19 protein-coding genes are annotated in these 18444 nt (G+C 68.1%); 8 read left to right on the top strand and 11 right to left on the bottom strand.

The window, feature by feature from the left end:
* Window positions 1-71: 71 nt before the first annotated feature.
* A complete protein-coding gene (locus HUJ28_05365) occupies window positions 72-2291 on the bottom strand; it encodes a primosomal protein N' (protein MBD3618881.1) in 2220 nt (739 codons plus the stop codon).
* 494 nt (window positions 2292-2785) lie between these two features.
* Between HUJ28_05365 and HUJ28_05360 the strand changes: the two genes are divergently transcribed.
* Window positions 2786-3751, top strand: a complete 966-nt coding sequence (locus HUJ28_05360) for a GGDEF domain-containing protein (protein ID MBD3618880.1) — start codon at window positions 2786-2788, stop codon at window positions 3749-3751.
* Between the two features lie 207 nt (window positions 3752-3958).
* On the opposite strand, the gene HUJ28_05355 is transcribed toward HUJ28_05360, so the two are convergent.
* Genes HUJ28_05355 through HUJ28_05345 form a run of 3 tightly spaced genes read right to left on the bottom strand, consistent with a single transcriptional unit; the run spans window position 3959 to window position 6774 of the window.
* Complete coding sequence (locus HUJ28_05355; GenBank protein ID MBD3618879.1) at window positions 3959-5356, bottom strand: NAD(P)(+) transhydrogenase (Re/Si-specific) subunit beta; 1398 nt, start codon at window positions 5354-5356, stop codon at window positions 3959-3961.
* Window positions 5356-5643 (bottom strand): NAD(P) transhydrogenase subunit alpha, encoded by a 288-nt coding sequence (locus HUJ28_05350; GenBank protein MBD3618878.1) that lies wholly within the window; start codon window positions 5641-5643, stop codon window positions 5356-5358. Before HUJ28_05350 ends, HUJ28_05355 begins: the two co-directional genes overlap by 1 nt.
* 3 nt (window positions 5644-5646) lie before the next feature.
* Window positions 5647-6774, bottom strand: a complete 1128-nt coding sequence (locus HUJ28_05345) for a Re/Si-specific NAD(P)(+) transhydrogenase subunit alpha (GenBank protein ID MBD3618877.1) — start codon at window positions 6772-6774, stop codon at window positions 5647-5649.
* A gap of 424 nt (window positions 6775-7198) precedes the next feature.
* Here HUJ28_05345 and HUJ28_05340 point away from each other — a divergent pair, with 424 nt between their 5' ends.
* From HUJ28_05340 to HUJ28_05330, 3 genes are all read left to right on the top strand, one after another.
* Entirely contained in the window at window positions 7199-7741 is a 543-nt protein-coding gene (locus HUJ28_05340; protein MBD3618876.1) for an HNH endonuclease, read from the top strand.
* A 76-nt stretch (window positions 7742-7817) separates the two neighbouring features.
* Window positions 7818-8930 carry a ferrochelatase gene (locus HUJ28_05335; GenBank protein MBD3618875.1) on the top strand — a complete coding sequence of 371 codons (1113 nt, stop codon included), beginning with the start codon at window positions 7818-7820 and terminating at the stop codon, window positions 8928-8930.
* The gene (locus tag HUJ28_05330) at window positions 8927-9673 is read left to right on the top strand and encodes a competence/damage-inducible protein A (protein MBD3618874.1); all 747 of its coding nucleotides are present in this window, start codon (window positions 8927-8929) and stop codon (window positions 9671-9673) included. The genes HUJ28_05335 and HUJ28_05330 overlap by 4 nt, the downstream gene beginning before the upstream one ends.
* A gap of 217 nt (window positions 9674-9890) precedes the next feature.
* Here HUJ28_05330 and HUJ28_05325 read toward each other — a convergent pair whose 3' ends face one another.
* From HUJ28_05325 to HUJ28_05305, 5 genes are all read right to left on the bottom strand, one after another.
* A complete protein-coding gene (locus HUJ28_05325; GenBank protein MBD3618873.1) occupies window positions 9891-11207 on the bottom strand; it encodes an ATP-binding protein in 1317 nt (438 codons plus the stop codon).
* Window positions 11204-11869 carry a response regulator transcription factor gene (locus HUJ28_05320; protein MBD3618872.1) on the bottom strand — a complete coding sequence of 222 codons (666 nt, stop codon included), beginning with the start codon at window positions 11867-11869 and terminating at the stop codon, window positions 11204-11206. The genes HUJ28_05325 and HUJ28_05320 overlap by 4 nt, the downstream gene beginning before the upstream one ends.
* 1 nt (window position 11870) lies before the next feature.
* A complete protein-coding gene (locus HUJ28_05315; protein MBD3618871.1) occupies window positions 11871-12170 on the bottom strand; it encodes a PepSY domain-containing protein in 300 nt (99 codons plus the stop codon).
* 152 nt (window positions 12171-12322) lie between these two features.
* Window positions 12323-12661, bottom strand: a complete 339-nt coding sequence (locus HUJ28_05310) for a hypothetical protein (GenBank protein ID MBD3618870.1) — start codon at window positions 12659-12661, stop codon at window positions 12323-12325.
* A gap of 480 nt (window positions 12662-13141) precedes the next feature.
* On the bottom strand, window positions 13142-14152 hold the full coding sequence (locus tag HUJ28_05305; protein ID MBD3618869.1) for a class 1 fructose-bisphosphatase: 1011 nt from the start codon (window positions 14150-14152) through the stop codon (window positions 13142-13144).
* A 182-nt stretch (window positions 14153-14334) separates the two neighbouring features.
* On the opposite strand from HUJ28_05305, the gene HUJ28_05300 reads away from it, so the two are divergent.
* On the top strand, window positions 14335-15123 hold the full coding sequence (locus HUJ28_05300) for a TIGR01458 family HAD-type hydrolase (GenBank protein MBD3618868.1): 789 nt from the start codon (window positions 14335-14337) through the stop codon (window positions 15121-15123).
* Here the strand turns inward: HUJ28_05300 and HUJ28_05295 are convergent.
* Together HUJ28_05295 and HUJ28_05290 are read right to left on the bottom strand one after the other, a co-directional pair.
* Window positions 15120-16133 carry a PA2778 family cysteine peptidase gene (locus HUJ28_05295; protein ID MBD3618867.1) on the bottom strand — a complete coding sequence of 338 codons (1014 nt, stop codon included), beginning with the start codon at window positions 16131-16133 and terminating at the stop codon, window positions 15120-15122. The genes HUJ28_05300 and HUJ28_05295 overlap by 4 nt on opposite strands.
* Window positions 16120-16515 carry a PA2779 family protein gene (locus HUJ28_05290; protein MBD3618866.1) on the bottom strand — a complete coding sequence of 132 codons (396 nt, stop codon included), beginning with the start codon at window positions 16513-16515 and terminating at the stop codon, window positions 16120-16122. The genes HUJ28_05295 and HUJ28_05290 overlap by 14 nt, the downstream gene beginning before the upstream one ends.
* Window positions 16516-16624: 109 nt before the next feature.
* Between HUJ28_05290 and HUJ28_05285 the strand changes: the two genes are divergently transcribed.
* From HUJ28_05285 to HUJ28_05275, 3 genes are read left to right on the top strand one after another with little or no spacing between them, the layout of a single operon-like run.
* A complete protein-coding gene (locus HUJ28_05285; protein ID MBD3618865.1) occupies window positions 16625-17029 on the top strand; it encodes a DUF1992 domain-containing protein in 405 nt (134 codons plus the stop codon).
* Between the two features lie 9 nt (window positions 17030-17038).
* On the top strand, window positions 17039-17824 hold the full coding sequence (locus tag HUJ28_05280; GenBank protein ID MBD3618864.1) for an alpha/beta fold hydrolase: 786 nt from the start codon (window positions 17039-17041) through the stop codon (window positions 17822-17824).
* A 54-nt stretch (window positions 17825-17878) separates the two neighbouring features.
* Window positions 17879-18418 (top strand): hypothetical protein, encoded by a 540-nt coding sequence (locus HUJ28_05275; GenBank protein ID MBD3618863.1) that lies wholly within the window; start codon window positions 17879-17881, stop codon window positions 18416-18418.
* The last annotated feature ends 26 nt before the right edge of the window (window positions 18419-18444 follow it).

The following is an 18444-nucleotide window of genomic DNA, read 5'->3' as shown; positions in this document are numbered from 1 at the left end:
TTGATATGTCTCGGTCGCTGCGCTCCGTGCGTCTTGCATCTGGTCATCCTCGCTACGTTTTTCAACGGCTGCTAGAACATCTCCTGCGGGTCGACATCCAGCGACCAGCGCACGCGGCGGGCCTCGGGCAGCTCGGCCAGCGTGGGCATGACGGTGCGCAGCAGCGCATGCAGCGGGCGGCGCTCGCGAGCCATGAGGAGCAACTGGGCGCGGTAGCGGCCGGCGCGCTTTTCCATCGGCGCCGGTATGGGGCCGAGCACGCTCACCTCCCCGGTGGTGCCCAGGCGGTTGCGCACGGCCTGCAGGAAGCCCGCCGGCGCCTCGGGGCCCGGCGCCTCGGCGCGGAACAGGGCGAGGTGGCCGTAGGGCGGCAGGCCGGCGGCCTGGCGTTCGGCCAGGGCCTGGGCGGCGAAGGCGCGGTAGCCGCCCTCCAGCAGGGTGAGCAGCAGCGGGTGGTCCGGGTGATGGGTCTGGATGATCACCTCGCCCGGTTTCTCGCCGCGTCCGGCGCGTCCGGCCACCTGCACGATGAGCTGGGCCATGCGCTCGGCCCCGCGAAAGTCGGCGCTGAACAGGCCCTGATCGATGTCGATGAGGCCCACCAGGGTGACCCCCGGGAAGTCGTGGCCCTTGGCCAGCATCTGCGTGCCGATGAGCAGCTGGTGCTCGCCGCTGTGCACGCCCGCGAGCTTCTCGGCCATGGCGTGCTTGCGTCGCGTGGTGTCGCGGTCGATGCGCACGATGCCGGTGTCCGGGAAGAGGCGTTTCAGCGCGGCCTCCAGGCGCTCGGTGCCCTGGCCCAGGGTGCGCAGGTCGGTGCTGCCGCAGTCCGGGCACTGGTGGTTCACCGCCCGCTCGGCGCCGCAGTGGTGGCAGCGCAGGCGCTGGCCGCGGGCGTGGTAGGTCATGTGCGCGTCGCAGCGCTGGCAGTCGGCCACCCAGCCGCACTCGTGGCAGAGCAGGGTGGGGGCATAGCCGCGGCGGTTGAGGAACAGCAGCACCTGCCCGCCGGCGGCCAGGGTCTGAGCCACGCCCTGGATCAGCGCAGGGGCGAGGCCCTCGTCCAGCGGCTGGGCGCGCAGGTCCAGCAGACGCACCCGCGGCGGTCGGGCGGCGCCGGCCCGGCTCGGCAGGTGCAGGCGCGTGTAGAGCCCCCGCTCCGCGTTGGCCAGCGACTCCAGCGAGGGCGTGGCCGAGCCGAGCACCACGGGGATGCCGGCGTTGCGGGCGCGCACCAGGGCGAGGTCGCGGGCGTGGTAGCGAAAGCCGTCCTGCTGCTTGAAGGAGGCGTCGTGCTCCTCGTCCACCACGATCAGGCCGAGCCGCGGCAGGGGCGTGAACACCGCCGAGCGCGTGCCGATGACGATGGGCGCGCGCCCGGTACGGGCCATGTTCCAGGCACAGAGGCGCTCGCGGTCGTTGAGCCCGGAGTGCATCACGGCGATGGGCACGGCGAAGCGGGCACGAAAGCGGGCGAGCAGCTGGGGGGTGAGGCCGATCTCGGGCACCAGCACCAGCACCTGGCGCCCGGAGGCCAGGGCCGCGTCGATCGCGGCCAGGTAGACCTCGGTCTTGCCCGAGCCGGTCACGCCCTCCACCAGCAGGGGGGCGAAGCCGCCCAGGGCCCCGGTGATCGCCTCGACGGCGGCGGCCTGCTCCGCGTTGAGCGCGGGTGCGGCGGCGGGGTGGTCGGTGGCGGCCAGCAGGCAGTCGCGCTGCACGCGTTCGATCAGCCCCTTGTCCGCCAGCGCCTTCGCCGCCGGCCGCCAGTGCTCGAGCGCGGCGCCGATGGCGTCGGCCGTGAGCCCGTCTGTTTGTCGTTTGAGAAGCGCGAACAGCTGCTGCTGGCGCGGTGCGCGGGCCAGGGTCGCGGGATCGGTGTCCTCGCCGGTCCGGGTGAGGCGCCAGCCTTCCACGCCCGGTACCTCGGGGGGCTCCCCCTGGCGCAGCAGCACGGGCAGGGCGGTGGCGATCACCTCGCCGAGGGGATGCTGATAATAGTCGGCGGCCCAGCGCAGCAGGTCGAGGCTGTCCCCGGGCAGCAGCCCCTGCGGGTCGAGCAGGGCGCTGGCGGGTTTCAGGCGCTCGCGCGGAAGGTCGGAGGTCGCGGCCGTCTCGACCACCACGCCCGTGACGCTGCGCCGCCCGAAGGGCACGCGCACCCGCGCACCCGGCTGTATGCGATCCTGCGTACGGACGGGCGGCAGGTAATCGAACAGGCGCGGCAGGGGCGTGGGGACGGCCACCCGCAGGATGGGCGCCGCCGGCTGCTTGGGTGAGTTAGTCTTCAAACCTCAAGTATCTTCTCACAAGTTCAGCTAAGCGCCGAGATATTTTGGGGTTTTCCGCTTGTCCACAGAACCTGTGGATAACTTTGTGGATACATTGTCGCAAAATCCGTCCCGGGCCGGCGTATGTTGCATGGGCGTTAAACTGGTCAAAAAATAGCCAAACTATATTTTGTATAAAAAACAACCGGTTGCGTTGTTGCCTGCGCGGATGCGCGCCCTGCGATACGTATTCATGCAAGCCCTTGACCCGGTGATGCAGACTGTGCATAAGCCGGAAAAATTTGCGTTTCAGGGGCTTGACAATGGCCTGTATTAGCGAGCCCTTATGTGTCTGCGGCCGGGGCCTGGGCCGGTTCACGCAGAGAAGGCAAAGCGTGACGTTCATCACATTTATTTCGCCGCCTGTCCGGGAAAGGGGGCGAACCCGGCGGCAGGGCGCGTAACATCGGCGAAAAGTTCGACAAGAACAACGATCGACCCACGGGCACCACCACATGAGCACAACCCGGGAAACCGGCGCCATCGACTACCTCGATGCCCTCGGCGAACTCGCGCTCTTCCAGGGCGTGGCGGCGTCCGAGATCGCCCCCTGCCTGCAGGAGGCCAGCGTGCGGGAGCTGGCCCCGGGGGACGTGCTGCTGGAGAAGGACCAGCACAGTCCCTATGTCTTCATCCTGCTCGAGGGGCGGGTCTCCGTCCACACGCAGCTGGACAGCGACGCCATTGCGCTGCTGGAGGCCGGCGATGTGGTGGGGGACATGTCGGTGGTGACCGGTCAGCCGGCCTCGGCCTTTGCGCGTGCCGACACGCACTGCCGCCTGATCGAGTTCCCCGCCGGCTCCCTGTGGGGTGTGTTCCGGCAGAGCCAGGCCTTCGCCTGCAACCTGTTGCAGCTCTACGCGCGGCGCATCGCCAACCTGAACCTGGTGATCCACTCGGCCCAGCGCCTGCAGCAGGAGTACCGGGTGCATGCCACCACCGACCCGCTCACCGGCCTGTACAATCGTCGCTGGCTCAACGAGAGCCTGGCCTTCGAGATCTCGCGTGCCCAGTTGCGCAAGCGGGCCTTGTCGGTGCTGGTGGCCGACCTCGATCACTTCAAGCAGTACAACGACCAGCATGGCCACGTGGCCGGCGACCAGGCCCTGAAGGCCGTGGCCGCCGCGGTGCTGGTGGCTCTGCGCGGCAGCGACATGGCGGTGCGTTACGGTGGCGAGGAGCTGGTGGTGATCCTCCCGGGTGCCGACCTGGTGGAGGCGCACAAGGTCGCCGCCCGCCTGCATCAGGCCGTGGCCGACCAGCCCATCATCGCCCACGACGATACCGCCCTGCCGCCGGTGACGCTCTCCATCGGCCTGGCCGCCATGGTCGGCGGCGATTCCCCCGACCAGCTCATCGCCCGCGCCGACCAGGCCCTGTACCGGGCCAAGCAGCAGGGACGCAACTGTACGGCGGAATGAAGCCGGTCAGTTGTGCAAAGACGCACAGGCGCTTTTCTGGCCACAGAGGACACAGAGGAAGCATATAAACCGGTTTGTCTCCGTGAGCTCTGTGCCCTCTGTGGCGCCTGGATTTTCGCCCAACGCCCAAGGCCTGACTCCTCTCGCCCACAAAAAAGCCCGGCTCGATGGCCGGGCTTTTTTGTGCCTGCAGAGGCAATGGATCCCTTACAGCTCCTTGGTGTTGGCCACCAGGTCGGCGGCGACCTTCTGGCCGTCGCCGTAGAGCATGCGGGTGTTGTCGGCGAAGAACAGGTGGTTCTCGATGCCCGAGAAGCCGGCGCCCTTGCCGCGCTTGATGACGATGCAGTTCTTCGCCTTGTCGGCGTTGAGGATCGGCATGCCGTAGATCGGGCTGTCCGGGTTGGTGCGGGCCACCGGGTTGACCACGTCGTTGGCGCCGATCACCAGCGCCACGTCGGCGGTGGCGAACTCGTCGTTGATCTCGTCGAGGTCGTAGATGATGTCGTAGGGCACGCCGGCCTCGGCGAGCAGCACGTTCATGTGGCCCGGCATGCGGCCGGCCACCGGGTGGATGGCGAACTTCACGTCCACGCCCTTGTTGCGCAGGGCCTGGGTGAGTTCCCAGATCTTGTGCTGGGCCTGGGCCACGGCCATGCCGTAACCGGGGACGATGATCACCTTCTCCGCGTAGGCCATCATCACCGCGGCGTCGGAGGCCTCGATCTCCTTCATGGAGCCGGTGACCTCCTCGCCCTCGCCGCCACCGCTGGCGCCGAACTGGGTGAACAGCACGTTGGTGATCGGGCGGTTCATGGCCTTGGCCATCAGCTGGGTCAGCAGGGTACCGGCCGAACCCACCACGATACCGGCGATCATCATGGCCGGGTTGCCCAGCACGAAACCCTCGAAGCCGACCGCAAGACCGGTCAGGGCGTTGTACAGGGAGATGACCACCGGCATGTCGGCGCCGCCGATGGGCAGCGTCATCATCACGCCGAAGACCAGCGCCAGCACGAAGAAGGCGGTCAGGACCACCGGGCTGTATTCCACGCCCGAGAAGGCGATGATGGCGCCGGTGATGACGGTGGCGGCGAACAGGATGCCGTTGACCAGCTGGATGCCGCCGAAGCGCACGGTCTTGCGCAGGATGCCCTGCAGCTTGGCGTAGGCGATCAGCGAGCCGGAGAAGGCGACGGTGCCGATGAGCGCGCCGAGCACCGCCAGGATCTGCACGGTCTGCGTCATCTCGGTGAACTTCACCAGCTCCACCGCGGCGATCGCGGCGGCCGCGCCGCCACCCATGCCGTTGTACAGCGCGATCATCTGCGGCATGTCGGTCATGGCGACCTTCTTGCCGGTGTACCAGGCCAGGCCGCCGGCGACGGCGATGGCGATCACGATCAGCGCGTAGTTGGTGAAGATGACGTCGTCGGGGGCGTGCAGCAGGGTCGGGTGTACGAAGGTCACCAGCGTGGCGATGACCATGCCCACGCCGGCCCAGACGATGCCGTTACGCGCCGTCTTCGGCGAGGACATCTTCTTCAGGCCGAGGATGAAGAGGACGGCCGCGGCGAAGTAGGAGGCCTTGATGATGAAATCCATTACTTGTCCCCCTTGCTGCTCTTGAACATCTCGAGCATGCGCTCGGTGACGACGTAACCGCCGGCGGCGTTACCCGCGGCCAGCAGCACGGCGATGAAGCCGATGGTCTGTTCCAGCGGGGTCTCGGCATGGCCCAGGGCGACCATGGCGCCGACCACGACGATGCCGTGCACGAAGTTCGAACCCGACATCAGCGGCGTGTGCAGGATGACCGGCACCTTGGAGATCACCTCGTAACCGGTGAAGGCGGCCAGCATGAAGATATACAGTGCGATGAAACCTTCCATTCCTTACGCTCCTTCCACCAGTTTGCGGGTGGCCTCGTGCTTGATGGCACCCTCATGGGTGAGCACGCTCTCGGCGATGACCTCGTCGTTCCAGTCGGGCTTGAACTCGCCTTCCTGAATCATCGGGGTGATGAAGTTGAGCAGGTTCTTGGCGAACATCTCGCTGGCGTGCAGCGGCACCTGGCTCGGTACGTTGAGCGGCGCGTGGATGACCACGCCCTGGTGCTCGATGGTCTTGCCGGGCTGGGTCAGCTCGCAGTTGCCGCCGCCCTCGGCCGCCAGGTCGATGATGACCGCGCCTTCCTTCATGCCTTCCACCGTGGCGTTGGGGATGATCTTCGGCGAGGGGCGGCCCGGCACGGCGGCGGTGGTGATGAGCACGTCGGCCTTGGCGATGTACTCGGCCAGCTCTTCCTGCTGACGCTTCTTTTCCTCGTCGGTCAGCTCGCGGGCGTAACCGCCTTCGCCTTCCGCCTTGATCTCCAGCTCGATGAACTTGGCGCCCAGCGACTCGACCTGTTCCTTGGTGGCGGAACGCACGTCATAGCCCTCCACCATCGCGCCCAGGCGCTTGGCGGTGGCGATGGCCTGCAGGCCGGCCACGCCGGCGCCGATCACCAGCACCTTGGAGGGGCGGATGGTGCCGGCGGCGGTGGTGAGCATGGGGAAGAAACGGCAGGAGAGGTCCGCGCCCATGATGGCGGCCTTGTAGCCGGCGACGGCGGCCTGCGAGGACAGCACGTCCATCGCCTGGGCACGAGAGATGCGCGGGATCAGTTCCATGGCGAAGGCGGTGATTCTGCCGTCGCGCAGCTTCGCCACCCGCTCCGGGTGCTTGTGCGGGAACATCATGCCCATCACCGTGGTGCCCTCGCGCATCTGCGCGATCTCCTCCTCGGAGGGCGGCTGGATCTTGAAGACGATATCGGCCTCCTGGTACAGCGCGGCGGCATTTTCCACGACGCGGGCGCCGACGAAGTCCTCGTCGGCCAGGCGGGCAGACAGGCCGGCGCCTTTCTCCAGCAGGACCTCGCAGCCCAGGGCGGTCAGCTTCTTGACCACGGCCGGGTCCATCGCGACGCGACGTTCACCCTCCGCGGTCTCTCTCGGAATAGCCACTTTGATCGGCATGCTTCTTCACTCCCATTTGCCCTGTTCGTCAGGGCACTCATGGCCGGGGCGACGCTGGCGGTCGCCGTCTTGTTCATTGCTACGGGGGTCCGGATACGCTGGCGAGCGGGTATCCCCGGTCAGTCGGCCGACGCGCAGGGCGCCTGCCAAAAAGGGCGTTATCTTAGCGGATAATGCCCGCCGTTTGAATATCGCACCCGCTTTGCATGGTTTTGGCCCGGGTCCGCCATTTTCCGCAATTCAGATTTCATTTTTCTGTCATATCAACCAGTTGCAAACCAAACAGGTTTGCGGATACATTGGCACAGCGCTTGCGTAATCGCGGCGTGGCGCCGCGAGCGCGGGCTCCTTTTGACGGCAGGAGCCGAAGGAGGAGGACGTGTACGACCTCAGCCAGCAGGTCTTGAGGACCGATGTGTCCGGCATGCCCCTGGAGTGGATCACCTACCAGGAGGCGGTCAAGCTCTACCACGCCGAGCAGGTGGCCTACAGCCTCGGTTCGGTGCTCTATCGCCTGCACGGGGGCATCAGCGCCCTCACCGGCCGGCGCAGCGTGGTCGACGTCAACTCCATCGTCGCCACCTACGGCAACAACCGCGCCCTCCACGACGCCTACGTCCCGCCCCTCAACAACCCGGCCCTGTTCAAGCGCGACGCCCACCTCTGTCTCTACTGTGGTCAGCCCTTCTCCCGCGCCGACCTCTCGCGCGATCACGTCACCCCGGTGAGCCAGGAGGGCGAGGACTGCTGGACCAACGTGGTCACCGCCTGCAAGCGCTGCAACAACCACAAGGCCGGCCGCACCCCGGAAGAGGCCGGCATGGAGCTGCTGGCCGTGCCCTTCACGCCCACCCATGCCGAATACGTCTACCTGCAGGGCCGCCGCGTGCTGGCCGACCAGATGGAGTTCCTGCGCGCCCACTTCCCGCGTAGCAGCCCCCTGCGCAGCCGCGCCCTGGAGGCCTGATCCCCGCCCTGTTGGCACCCGCCCCGCGTCCGTCTATGCTGGACGCCCTGTTCCCACAACGCCACAAGCCGACGCCATGAGCCTTTATCGCGGAGAGACCGCCTTTACCCATGCCGAGACCGGCTGCACCGGCATCCTGGTCACCAACCTCGGCACCCCGGATGCCCCGGAGCCCGGCGCCCTGCGCCGCTACCTCAAGCAGTTCCTGTGGGACCCGCGGGTGGTGGAGGTCTCCCGGCCGATCTGGTGGCTGATCCTCAACGGCATCATCCTCAACGTGCGTCCGCGCCGCAGCGCGAAGGCCTACCAGAGCGTGTGGACCGAGGAGGGCTCGCCGCTGCTCACCATCTCGAAGCGCCAGCGTGACGCCCTGGAGACGGCCCTGGGCGAGCGCGTGCCCGGCCCCGTGAAGGTGGTCCTGGCCATGCGCTACGGCAACCCCTCCATCGAGGCCGGGCTCGAGGCGCTCAAGGCCGCCGGGGCGCGCCGCATCCTGGTGCTGCCGCTCTACCCACAGTATGCGGGCGCTACCACCGGCTCCACCTTCGATGCGGTGGCCGACGTGCTGAAGCAGTGGCGCTGGGTGCCGGAGCTGCGCTTCATCAACCACTACCACGACGAGCCGGCCTACATCGGCGCCCTGGTGCAGGGCATCCAGCGGCACTGGGCCCAGCACCCGCGCGGCGAGCTGCTGGTGTTTTCCTTTCACGGCATCCCGCAGCGCTATTTCCACGACGGCGATCCCTACTTCTGCCACTGCCAGAAGACCGCGCGCCTGGTGGCCGAGGGACTGGGGCTGTCCGAGGGCGAGTACCGCGTCACCTTCCAGTCGCGCGTGGGCCGCGAGGAATGGCTCAAGCCCTATACCGACGAGACCATGAAGGCCCTGCCGCGGGCCGGTGTGAAGCGCGTGGACGTGGTCTGCCCCGGGTTCTCCGCCGACTGCCTGGAGACCATCGAGGAGATCGGCGAGGAGAACCGCGGCTATTTCATGGAGGCGGGCGGCGAGGCCTATCACTACATCCCGGCCCTGAACGACGATGCCGCCCATATCGACGCCCTGGCGGACCTGGTCTGTCACCATGGCCAGGGCTGGCCGGAATTCTCCGAGGTCTATGCCGAGACGGCCGCACAGGCAGCGGCCGAGGCACGCGTGGCACGCGCCCGGGCCATGGGCGCCACCGAATGAGCCTGCGCAACCGGCGTATCGGGCTGGTACTGATCGGCGACGAGCTGCTCAGCGGCAAGCGCACCGACAAGCACATGGGCAAGACCATCGAACTGCTGGCCGCGCGCGGCCTGCAGCTCTCCTGGGTGCGCATGGTCGGCGATGACGTCGCCCTGCTCACCGACACCCTGCGCCAGTCCTTTGCCGAAGGCGACATCGTTTTCAGCTTCGGCGGCATCGGTGCCACCCCGGACGACGTCACCCGCCAGTGCGCCGCGGCCGCGGCCGACGTCGAGCTGGCCCTGCACCCCGAGGCCGCGGCCATCATCGAGGAGCGCTTCGGCGAGGAGGCCTATCCGAACCGCATCCTCATGGCCGAGTTTCCCGAAGGGGCCGATCTCATTCCCAACCCGGTGAACCAGATCGCCGGCTTCTCCTATCGCCACCATCACTTCCTGCCCGGTTTCCCCAACATGGCCTGGCCGATGCTGGAGTGGGTGCTGGAATACTGGTACCGCGACATCTTCAATCAGACGCCGCCCGTCGAGCGGCTGATGCTGCTGCAAAACGTCGCCGAGTCCGAACTCATCCCCCTGATGGAGGCCTGTATCAAACGCCATCCGGAGGTGCGCCTGGCCAGCCTGCCCAGCACCGAGAACCGCCGCCAGATCGAGATCGGCCTGAAGGGCGAGGCCGCGCAGGTGGCCGCCGCCAGCGAATGGTTCGCCGAGGAGTTGCGCCGGATGGGGGTGAGCTGGCGTTAGGGTGTGCCAGTGTCCTGGGGGGCTCTTTTTGCCAGAGGGGGCACGGAGCAGGGCCCGGTGTCTCGTAGGAGCGGTGAAAGCCGCGATGCCCATGTCAGCCGATGCCACCATCCCCGATCGTCCCGATCGCACCTCGCAGCGCTCCTGCGGGAAGCAGGACCAGATTACAGATTATTAAGAGCAGAGTAAGCCGTTTATCCGCGACGACCGGATCGTCCTAGACGCCCTGCCGGGGCAGGCAGATCCTCAACTCCAGACCACCCAGCGCGCTGCGTTCCAGCGCCAGCTCCCCGCCGTATTCCTTCACGATGTCCTGCATGATGGCCAGTCCCAGGCCGTGGCCCGGTACGTTCTCGTCCAGGCGGGTGCCGCGTTCGAGGAGCTGGGCGGACTCGGCGGGGTCGATGCCGGGGCCGTCGTCCTCGATGGAGAGGCACTGCCGGGTGGCGGTGTCGGTGCAGCGCACCCGGACCCGCTGACGCGCCCACTTTGCGGCGTTGTCCAGGGCGTTGCCGAACAGCTCGCTCAGGTCGGCGGCATCGCCGATCAGCACGTGTCCTGGCGGGATGTCGATGTCGAACGCGAGATTCCGCTCGCCATGGATCTTGCCCAGCACGCCGCTCAGGTCCTGCAGGAGTTCACGGGTGTGGATGCGATGCCGGGCGAGGGCGCCGCCGGCCAGGCGGGCGCGCTTGAGTTCGCGCGAGACGGACTGGTCGATGCGCTCGATGGCCGCGTCGAGGTCGCCCCGGCGGGCCTCGGGCAGGTCCTGCAGGCTCTGGCGGGCAAGGGCCAGCGGGGTCTTGATGGCGTGGGCGAGGTTGCCCAGCGCGGTGCGCGAGCGTTCCAGGCGACGGGTGTGGCTGCGATTGAGGTTGTTGATCTCGTGGGTGAGCGGTGCGATCTCGTCGGGCACGCGGGTGTCGATGGTCTCGCGCTCGCCGGCCTGCATGGCGCGCAGCTGCGACACCGTCGCGCGCACGGGGCGCAGCGATTGCCGGATCAGCAGATGCAGCATGGCCAGCAGCAGGAGCAGCAGGAGGCCGCCGGCCAGGCCGAAACCGAGGAGAAAGCGCCGTGCCATCTCGCGTAATTCGCTCACGTCCTCGGCCACGAGGATGGTGACCGGCTCGCCCGCCTTCTCGTAACGCATGCGTACCGCCAGCACGGGCTGGGCGAGCGGGCCTTCCATGTGAAACGGCTTGCCCGGGGTCGTGTGCGCGGGGAGGGTGAGCGTCTCGTCCCAGAGCGAGCGCGAACGCAGGGTCTCCCGCGGCGTGGTGAGCACGAAGTAGTGGCCGGAGAAGACGCGGTCGTAGATCGGCGTGATGCGCGCCGTGTCGAGCCGGGCATGGCCATCCGTGTCGAAACCGAGGGCCAGCAGCAGATTCTCGGCGTCGTGTTCCAGCCGGGTGTGGATGTAGGTCTCGGTGAGGCTGCGGGCGGCCAGCATGCCGCCGAGCCAGGCGAGCGCCACCAGCACGACGAGACTCGCCGACAGCCAGAGGAAGAAGCGCGCACGCAGCGAGTTCATGCCGGCCCGCCGTAGACGTAGCCCTGGCCGCGGCGGGTGACGATGCGTTCCCGGCCGATGAGCTGGCGCAGGCGGTTGATGTAGACCTCGATGACGTTGCTGTCGCGCTCGTCGTCGTATTCGTAGAGATGCTCGGCCAGGCGGGTCTTGGACAGCACCTTGCCCTCGTTGAGCAGGAAATAGTGCAGCAGGCGGTATTCCATGGCGGTGAGCTGGGTCTGCGTCCCGTCGGGCAGGCGCAGGGACTGGTCGTTCTCGTCGAGCACCAGGCCATGGCTCTCGATGACGGGACTGGCCCGGCCGTGGGCGCGGCGGATCAGGGCCTGCAGGCGCACGATCACCTCCTCCTCGTGAAAGGGCTTGGTGACGTAGTCGTCGGCGCCGAGCTTGAAGGCGGCGATCTTGTCCTGCCAGGCGTCGCGCGCGGTGAGTACCAGTACCGGGAAGTCGCGGCCGGCGGCACGCCAGCTCCCGAGCACCTCCACGCCGGACTTCTGCGGCAGGCCGAGGTCGAGCACGGCCACGTCGTAGGCCTCCTCGCGTCCCAGGTGCTCGGCGTCGATGCCGTTGCCGGCGATGTCCACCGCAAAGCCCTCGACACGAAGACGCTGGCCGAGCGACTCGGCCAGCGCGTGATCGTCCTCGACCAGCAGCAGGCGCACGTCAGTCCCTGCGTTTGGACTTCAGCAGCTCGCCGGTGGCGGCGTCGAAATAGCCCTTGCGGTGCTCGCCGTCGCGGGTGAGGTATTCGATTTCGTACACGTAACGCCCGTCCTCGCGCTCGAACTCGGCCTCCAGGATGCGTGCGTCACGCAGCTCCGGACTGTCGGTGATGAGCGTGACCAGGGGCAGGATGTCGCCGGCCTCGCGCAGTTCGCGGACCTTGTCGTGGGAATCGGCCTGGGCGCCCATGCTCAGGGCGGCGAACAGGGCGGCGGTGGCGGCAGCAAGTTTCAGTTTCATGGCAGTACTCCGTGGGTTCGTGGCGGTCGAGCTCGACCAACGGGGGCCATGCTAGCCGCCCATCCTGAAACCAGGCTTAAAGCGTAGGCGATGTCCCGGAAACGAGAAAGCGGGCCGGCGGCCCGCTTTCCCGGAGAACCGTTGTGTCCGGCTCAGCCGAACATCCAGGTGGCCGGTTGGGGCACGGCCTGGTTCTTGTCCAGGTACATCAGGCCCTTCACGCAGCGCACGATGTGCCAGACCAGCAGGAACAGAAGGATCAGGTAGCCGACGAAGATGATCACGGTGATGATGCCGAGGACGGCATACAGCAAGCCGATCCAGAAGGTGCGGATCTGGAAGGTGTAGTGGCTCTGCAGCCACTCGGGGGCCTGGCCACGATTCACATAGGCCATGATCAGGCCGATGATGTTGAGCAGGGGGATGATGAGGCTGGCCAGGTAGAGGATGTAGACGACCTTGGCGGTGCCCGAATTGGTGGTGTCGTTCATTTATTCTTCTCCAGAGGATTTATTGTTGGTCGGCACGGCTGGATCGATGCCCCCCATCGCGTGCCGGTGACCAGACTAGCGCGGCGGTCAGGGCGGCGCAACGGCCCTGAACGTGACGAGGTAGGGCGGGCGGGTTTGCCACAGAGGACACAGAGTGCACAGAGGAAATCGAGACGCCCTGGCTCGGTGATCTCCGTAACTTCTGTCGTGCATGGACGTCCCTGCCCGGGATCTGAACCCGGACGGATAGGGCGGGCCGTGCCCGCCGCCAGCGTGATGGTGAATAGGACCGGCAGGACCACGGCGGCCATGGGCCGCCCTATGGATCATCGTCTCGGGGTGAAAGCGGGCTTGCCACAGAGGACGTAGAGCAGACGAAGGAAAACTGCCTCCCTGGACCTCTGTGATCTCTGTGTCCTCTGTGGCACAAAAAAGGCCCGGCATTGCCGGGCCTTTCTGCGAAGCGCTTGTGTGGTGGACTTACTCGCTGTGGTAGCGGGTCACCAGTTCCACTTCGTTCTTCGAGCCCAGCACCACGGGCACGCGCTGGTGCAGTTCCTTCGGCTGGATGTCCAGGATGCGCTCGCGGCCGGTGGTGGAGGCGCCGCCGGCCTGTTCGACGATGAAGCTCATCGGGTTGGCCTCGTACATCAGGCGCAGCTTGCCTTCCTTGCCGGCGGCGCGGGTCTTCTCGTCGATCGGGTACATGAAGATGCCGCCACGGGTCAGGATGCGGTGCACCTCGGCGACCATGGAGGCCACCCAGCGCATGTTGAAGTCCTTGCCGCGCGGGCCTTCCTTGCCGGCCAGGCACTCGTCGATGTAGCGCTTCACCGGGGCCTCCCAGTGGCGGGAGTTGGAGGCGTTGATCGCGAATTCCTTGGTGTCTTCCGGGATCTTCACGTCGTCACGGGTCATGATGAACTCGCCCATGTCGCGGTCCAGGGTGAACATCTTCACGCCCTGGCCGGTGGTGATGACCATGATGGAGGACGGACCGTAGAGGCAGTAGCCGGCGGCGACCTGGGTGGTGCCGGGCTGCATGAAGTCGCTGGCGGAGGGGTTCTCGACGCCCTTGGGGGCCTTGAGGATGGAGAAGATGGTGCCCACCGAGACGTTCACGTCCATGTTGGAGGAACCGTCGAGCGGGTCGAAGGTGACCATGTAGTGGCCACGCGGCTTGTCGGCCGCCAGATTGTAGACATCTTCCATTTCCTCGGAGGCCAGCGCGGCGACATGGCCGTTGTTCTCCAGGGCTTCGATGAACACCTCGTTGGTGATGATGTCCATCTTCTTCTGTTCTTCGCCCTGCACGTTCTCGGAGCCGGCGGCGCCCAGTACGCCGATCAGATCGCCCTTGTCGACCAGGGAGGCGATCTTCTTGCAGGCGGTGGCGATGTCGTTCAGCAGGCCGGTGAATTCGCCGGTGGCGCCTTCGATGCCGCGCTGGGTCTCGATGATGTAGTTGGTCAGCGTCTTACCGATATGCATGGTCAGCTTCCGTTTCGAGGTTGAAAAATACGGTGTCGTTGGCCGGCGCGGTGCGCGCCCGGGCCTGGAATCCGGCGGGACGCGGCGCCTGGCGCCGGCCCAAGGCCGCGTATGATAGCAGAATCCGTCACGGGCTTCCCTCGTTCCCGGTGGGCCCGCGCCCGGGCGGCTAGAATCAGGCCATGACGATCAGGGGCATACTGCTGGACCTCTCGGGGGTGCTGTACGTGGGCAGCCGGGCCGTGCCCGGCGCGCCGCAGGCCCTCGCCGCCCTGCGGGAGACGGGGCTGCCGCTGCGCTTTGTCACCAACACCACCCGCAGCACGCGCGCGGCCATCGGCGAGAAGCTGCGCGGGCTCGGGTTTGCCATCGAGGACGGGGAGATCTTCACGGCGCCGGCCGCGGTGCGTGCCCACCTGCTGGAGCAGGGGCGGCGGCCCTTTCTGCTCATCCATCCGGAGCTCGCCCCGGAGTTTGCCGATCTGGATACGACCGACCCCGATGCCGTGGTACTGGGCGATGCCGGCGAGGCATTCGACTACGCGCACCTGAATGCGGCCTTCCGCCTGCTGATGGCGGGTGCCCCGCTCATCGCCATGGGCGACAACCGCTACTTCATGGAGGATTCGGGCCTGAGTCTCGACATCGGCCCCTTCCTGCGCGCCCTGGAATACGCGGCCGATACCCGGGCCCTGGTGCTCGGCAAGCCCGCCGCCGGCTTCTTCCTGGGGGCGGTCGAGGCCCTGGGCTGTGCGCCGGACGAGGTGGTGATGGTGGGCGACGACGCCCTCGCCGACGTGCAGGGCGCGCTGGCAGCTGGGCTTGCGGGCGTGCTGGTGCAGACCGGCAAGTACCGGCCGGGCGACGAGGCGCGGATCGAGCGGCCCGGGGCGGCCCTGGCCCGGGACTTCCCGGCCTGGGTGGCGGACCTCCTGGCGGGCCGGGACGGGGCGCCGCTGGAAAACGGCTAGTCCAGCGGACAGCGGATGACCGGGCAGGCGGGATCACCCGGTACGGGCGGGGCGTCGCGCAGCTCGGCCAGCGTGCCGGCGATGGTCGCATCCTGCGGCGCGAGCCGGCGCGCACAATCCGCCGCCAGCAGCGCCTCGCCATGACAGCCGCTGCCCTGCAGGGCATAGGCGAGGTTGTTCCAGGCAGGGGCGAAGTCCGGGTCGAGGGCCGTGGCCTGCAGGTAGTGGGCCCTGGCCGCCTGCGGCTCGTCGGTCCCCATCAGGGCATTGGCCAGGCTGAACTGTGCCAGGGCCGCATCCGGCCAGCGGTTGGCGATGGCGCGGTAACTCGTCAGCGCCGGGGCCCCGCGGCCGGTCTCCTCCAGGTCGGCGGTGGCGCGCAGCATGGCCAGCAGGTCGGCGGAGGGCGGCACCACGCCCGGGCGCACGGCCACCACGGCCCAGTGGTCACCGCGTTGCCAGGTGCGCTCGAAGACCCGGAACGCGGTGGTCCAGCGTTCGGTGGTGCCGGAGCGCAGCACCAGCTGCCGGCGGTCGAGGTCGTAGCCCACCACCACGGCGTAGTGCCACCTGGGGTACCAGTCGAGGCCGAGGTTCTGCAGCACCAGCACGGGGTGGCCGGCATCGATCTCCTCGAGGATGGCGGACAGCTCGCGCGGCAGCACCACCGGCAGCAGCCCGCGCTTGCGGATGGCGGCCAGCATCTCCGGCTGCAGGCTGCCCTGGCGCGCGGGCAGGTAGACCTCGCCGACCAGTGCCTCGGGGCTGGTATCCACCCCCAGGGGGGTGAGCAGGGTGGCGAGCGCCGCGGGGCCGCACTGGTAGTCTTCCTGGGGATAGAAGGGCGTGTCGGCGAGTTCGCGCGCGGGTGGCAGTGTCGCCGGCGGCGCCTCCAGCAGGGCGCGGGTCTGCGGCGTGCCGGCACAGCCGCTGGCCAGCAGCCACACAAAAAGCGCGCCCGCCAGGAGGCGGGCGCGCGACGGGCCTGGGGCGTGCTTAGCGCACCGGATTGATGAACGGGAAGATGTCGGTCGCACCGAGCACGTCCGTGATGACGAAGACCAGGAAGATGACCAGGATCACGCCCAGGGCATCACCACCGGCCGGCAGTTCGCCGATGCGCTGGTTGAGTTCGGCGATCTCGGCATCGGTCATGGCGGCCACGCGTTCGGCGGCCATTGCCTGGTCGACGCCCATGGACTCGAGCTGGCTGCGCACGTCCTCGCGCTCCAGGGCGGCCAGCAGCTGGGCGCGGTCGACGCGCGACTGCTCGGCCTGGACCACCTGCTGGGTGCCGACCATGGCGGCCTGCACGGGGACGATCTGGGCGCCCATCAGGCCCATGCCGACGACGGCCAGACCGAGATTGCGGGAGAAGTTGGACAGTACCATGGTGGATCTCCTCTGCGGGTTGGATTGTTCTTGGTCTCGCCCGAGTCTAGCGGGAAGCAGGCGGGAAAGGTAGTGAACCCCGTCATGGCATAGCGGTTAGAATGCCCGGATGGGACTACTCGACGACATCGTGGAGCAGCGTCTGGCCGAGGCGGCGGCGCGTGGCGAGTTCGACGACCTGCCGGGGGCGGGCCGGCCGCTGCCGCAGGAGCCCGACGCCCCCTTTGTCGCCCCGGAACTGCGCATGGCCTACCGCATCCTGAAGAATGCCGGGTTCGTGCCCGAGGAGGTGCGCCTGCGCCGCGAGATCCACGACGTCGAGACCCTGATCCGCGAGGCGGCCGATCCCGATGCCCGCGAGGCCGCCAGCCGTCGCCTGCGCCTGCTCATGAATCGCCTGGGTGCGGGCCGCGGCGGCCCGCTGGTCCTTGAGCAGGCCTACTATGAGCAGATGGTGGAACGGTTGTCGGACGAGGGGCAGGCGTCCCGGTCCGTTCTCGAGAACCGCAACTGATACCCTGGCATGTCACCGATCTCCCTGTACACGCGCGACTACGACGCTGCCACGGGCGCCACGCCCGTGGTCTTGCTGCACGGCTTTCTCGGCTCCGGGGTGAACTGGCACAGCATCGCCCGGCAGCTTGCCGAGGCCGGGCCCGTGCTGGTGCCGGACCGGCGGCACCACGGCCAGTCGCCCCATGCCGAGCCCCTGGACTACCCGGCCATGGCGGCGGACCTCGCCGCACTCTTCGCCGCCCGCGGGCTCGACGAGGTGGTGCTGGTGGGGCACAGCATGGGCGGCAAGCTCGCCATGGAGTTCGCCCTGCGTCATCCCGCGCAGGTGGCCCGCCTGGCGGTGGTGGACATCGCGCCGGTGCGTTACACCCATGGCTTCGAGGCCATCTTCCGCGCCCTGCGCGGGGTGGACCTCGGGCAGGTGCGCAGCCGCCGCGATGCCAACGAGCAGCTGCGCGCGCAGCTCGGCCCCGAGGCCCTGCGCCAGTTCCTCCTGCAGAACCTGGAGAAGCAGGGAGAGCGCTGGGGCTGGCGCATCGACCTCGACGCCCTCGAGGCGGCCGTGCCCGTCATCCAGGAGGTGCCCCCGGCCCTGGCGTCCGGGCATTACGCCGGCCCGGCCTGCTTCCTCCACGGCACCCGCTCGGACTACGTGACCGAGGCGGCCCTGCCCGTGATCCAGGCCCATTTCCCCGCGGCCACGCTGCAGGGCATCGAGGGGGCGGGGCACTGGGTCTACGCCGAGCAGCCCGAGGCCTTTCTCGAGGCCCTCTGGTCCTTCCTCAAAGCGTGAACTGGTTCAAGTTCCCGGGCCCTGCGGGTTGCCGGGTGGTGGCCGGCGGCCAGAATGGAAGACTCCCCGGATACCCTGCAGGACACCACCATGCCCAGGCTGGTCGCCACAGGTTGTCTCGCGGCCTTCATCGCCCTGCCCGTGGCCGGGCCGGCCGCCGAGATGCAGCTAACCATGGAAGACGCCATCGAGGTGATGCGCGCGGCCACCACCGTGCTGGCCGTCGAACGGGGGCTGGAAGAGGGGATGCGTCACTGCCGGGAACGTCATGCCGAGCTGGCGCGACCCGGGCGTGCCAGTCTCGATGCCTGGGCCCGGCGCAACGAACCGGCCCTGGTGCGCAGCCGCCAGCTCAGCGAGCGGGTGATGGAGGCGGTTGCCGCGCGCTCGGGCGAGGCGCAGGCCAGCCGCCTGCGCGCCCGCCTGCACGAGGACACCCACCACCAGGCCCGTGAACTGGCCGCCACCCTGCAGGCCCGCCCGGACGCGTCGCAGGACTACCTCTGCAACCGCTTCATCGAGGCCATCGAGCAGGGACAATGGGACATCGCCGCCAGCCAGCCGCAGGCCTATCGCATCCTGATGGCGCGGTAGCCGGGGCGGTCTGGCGCCCCGGGTGC

It is taken from the genome of Chromatiales bacterium (assembly GCA_014762505.1).
Classification (GTDB): Bacteria; Pseudomonadota; Gammaproteobacteria; order SpSt-1174; family SpSt-1174; genus SpSt-1174.
This window is presented reverse-complemented; position numbering and strand designations above follow the sequence as displayed.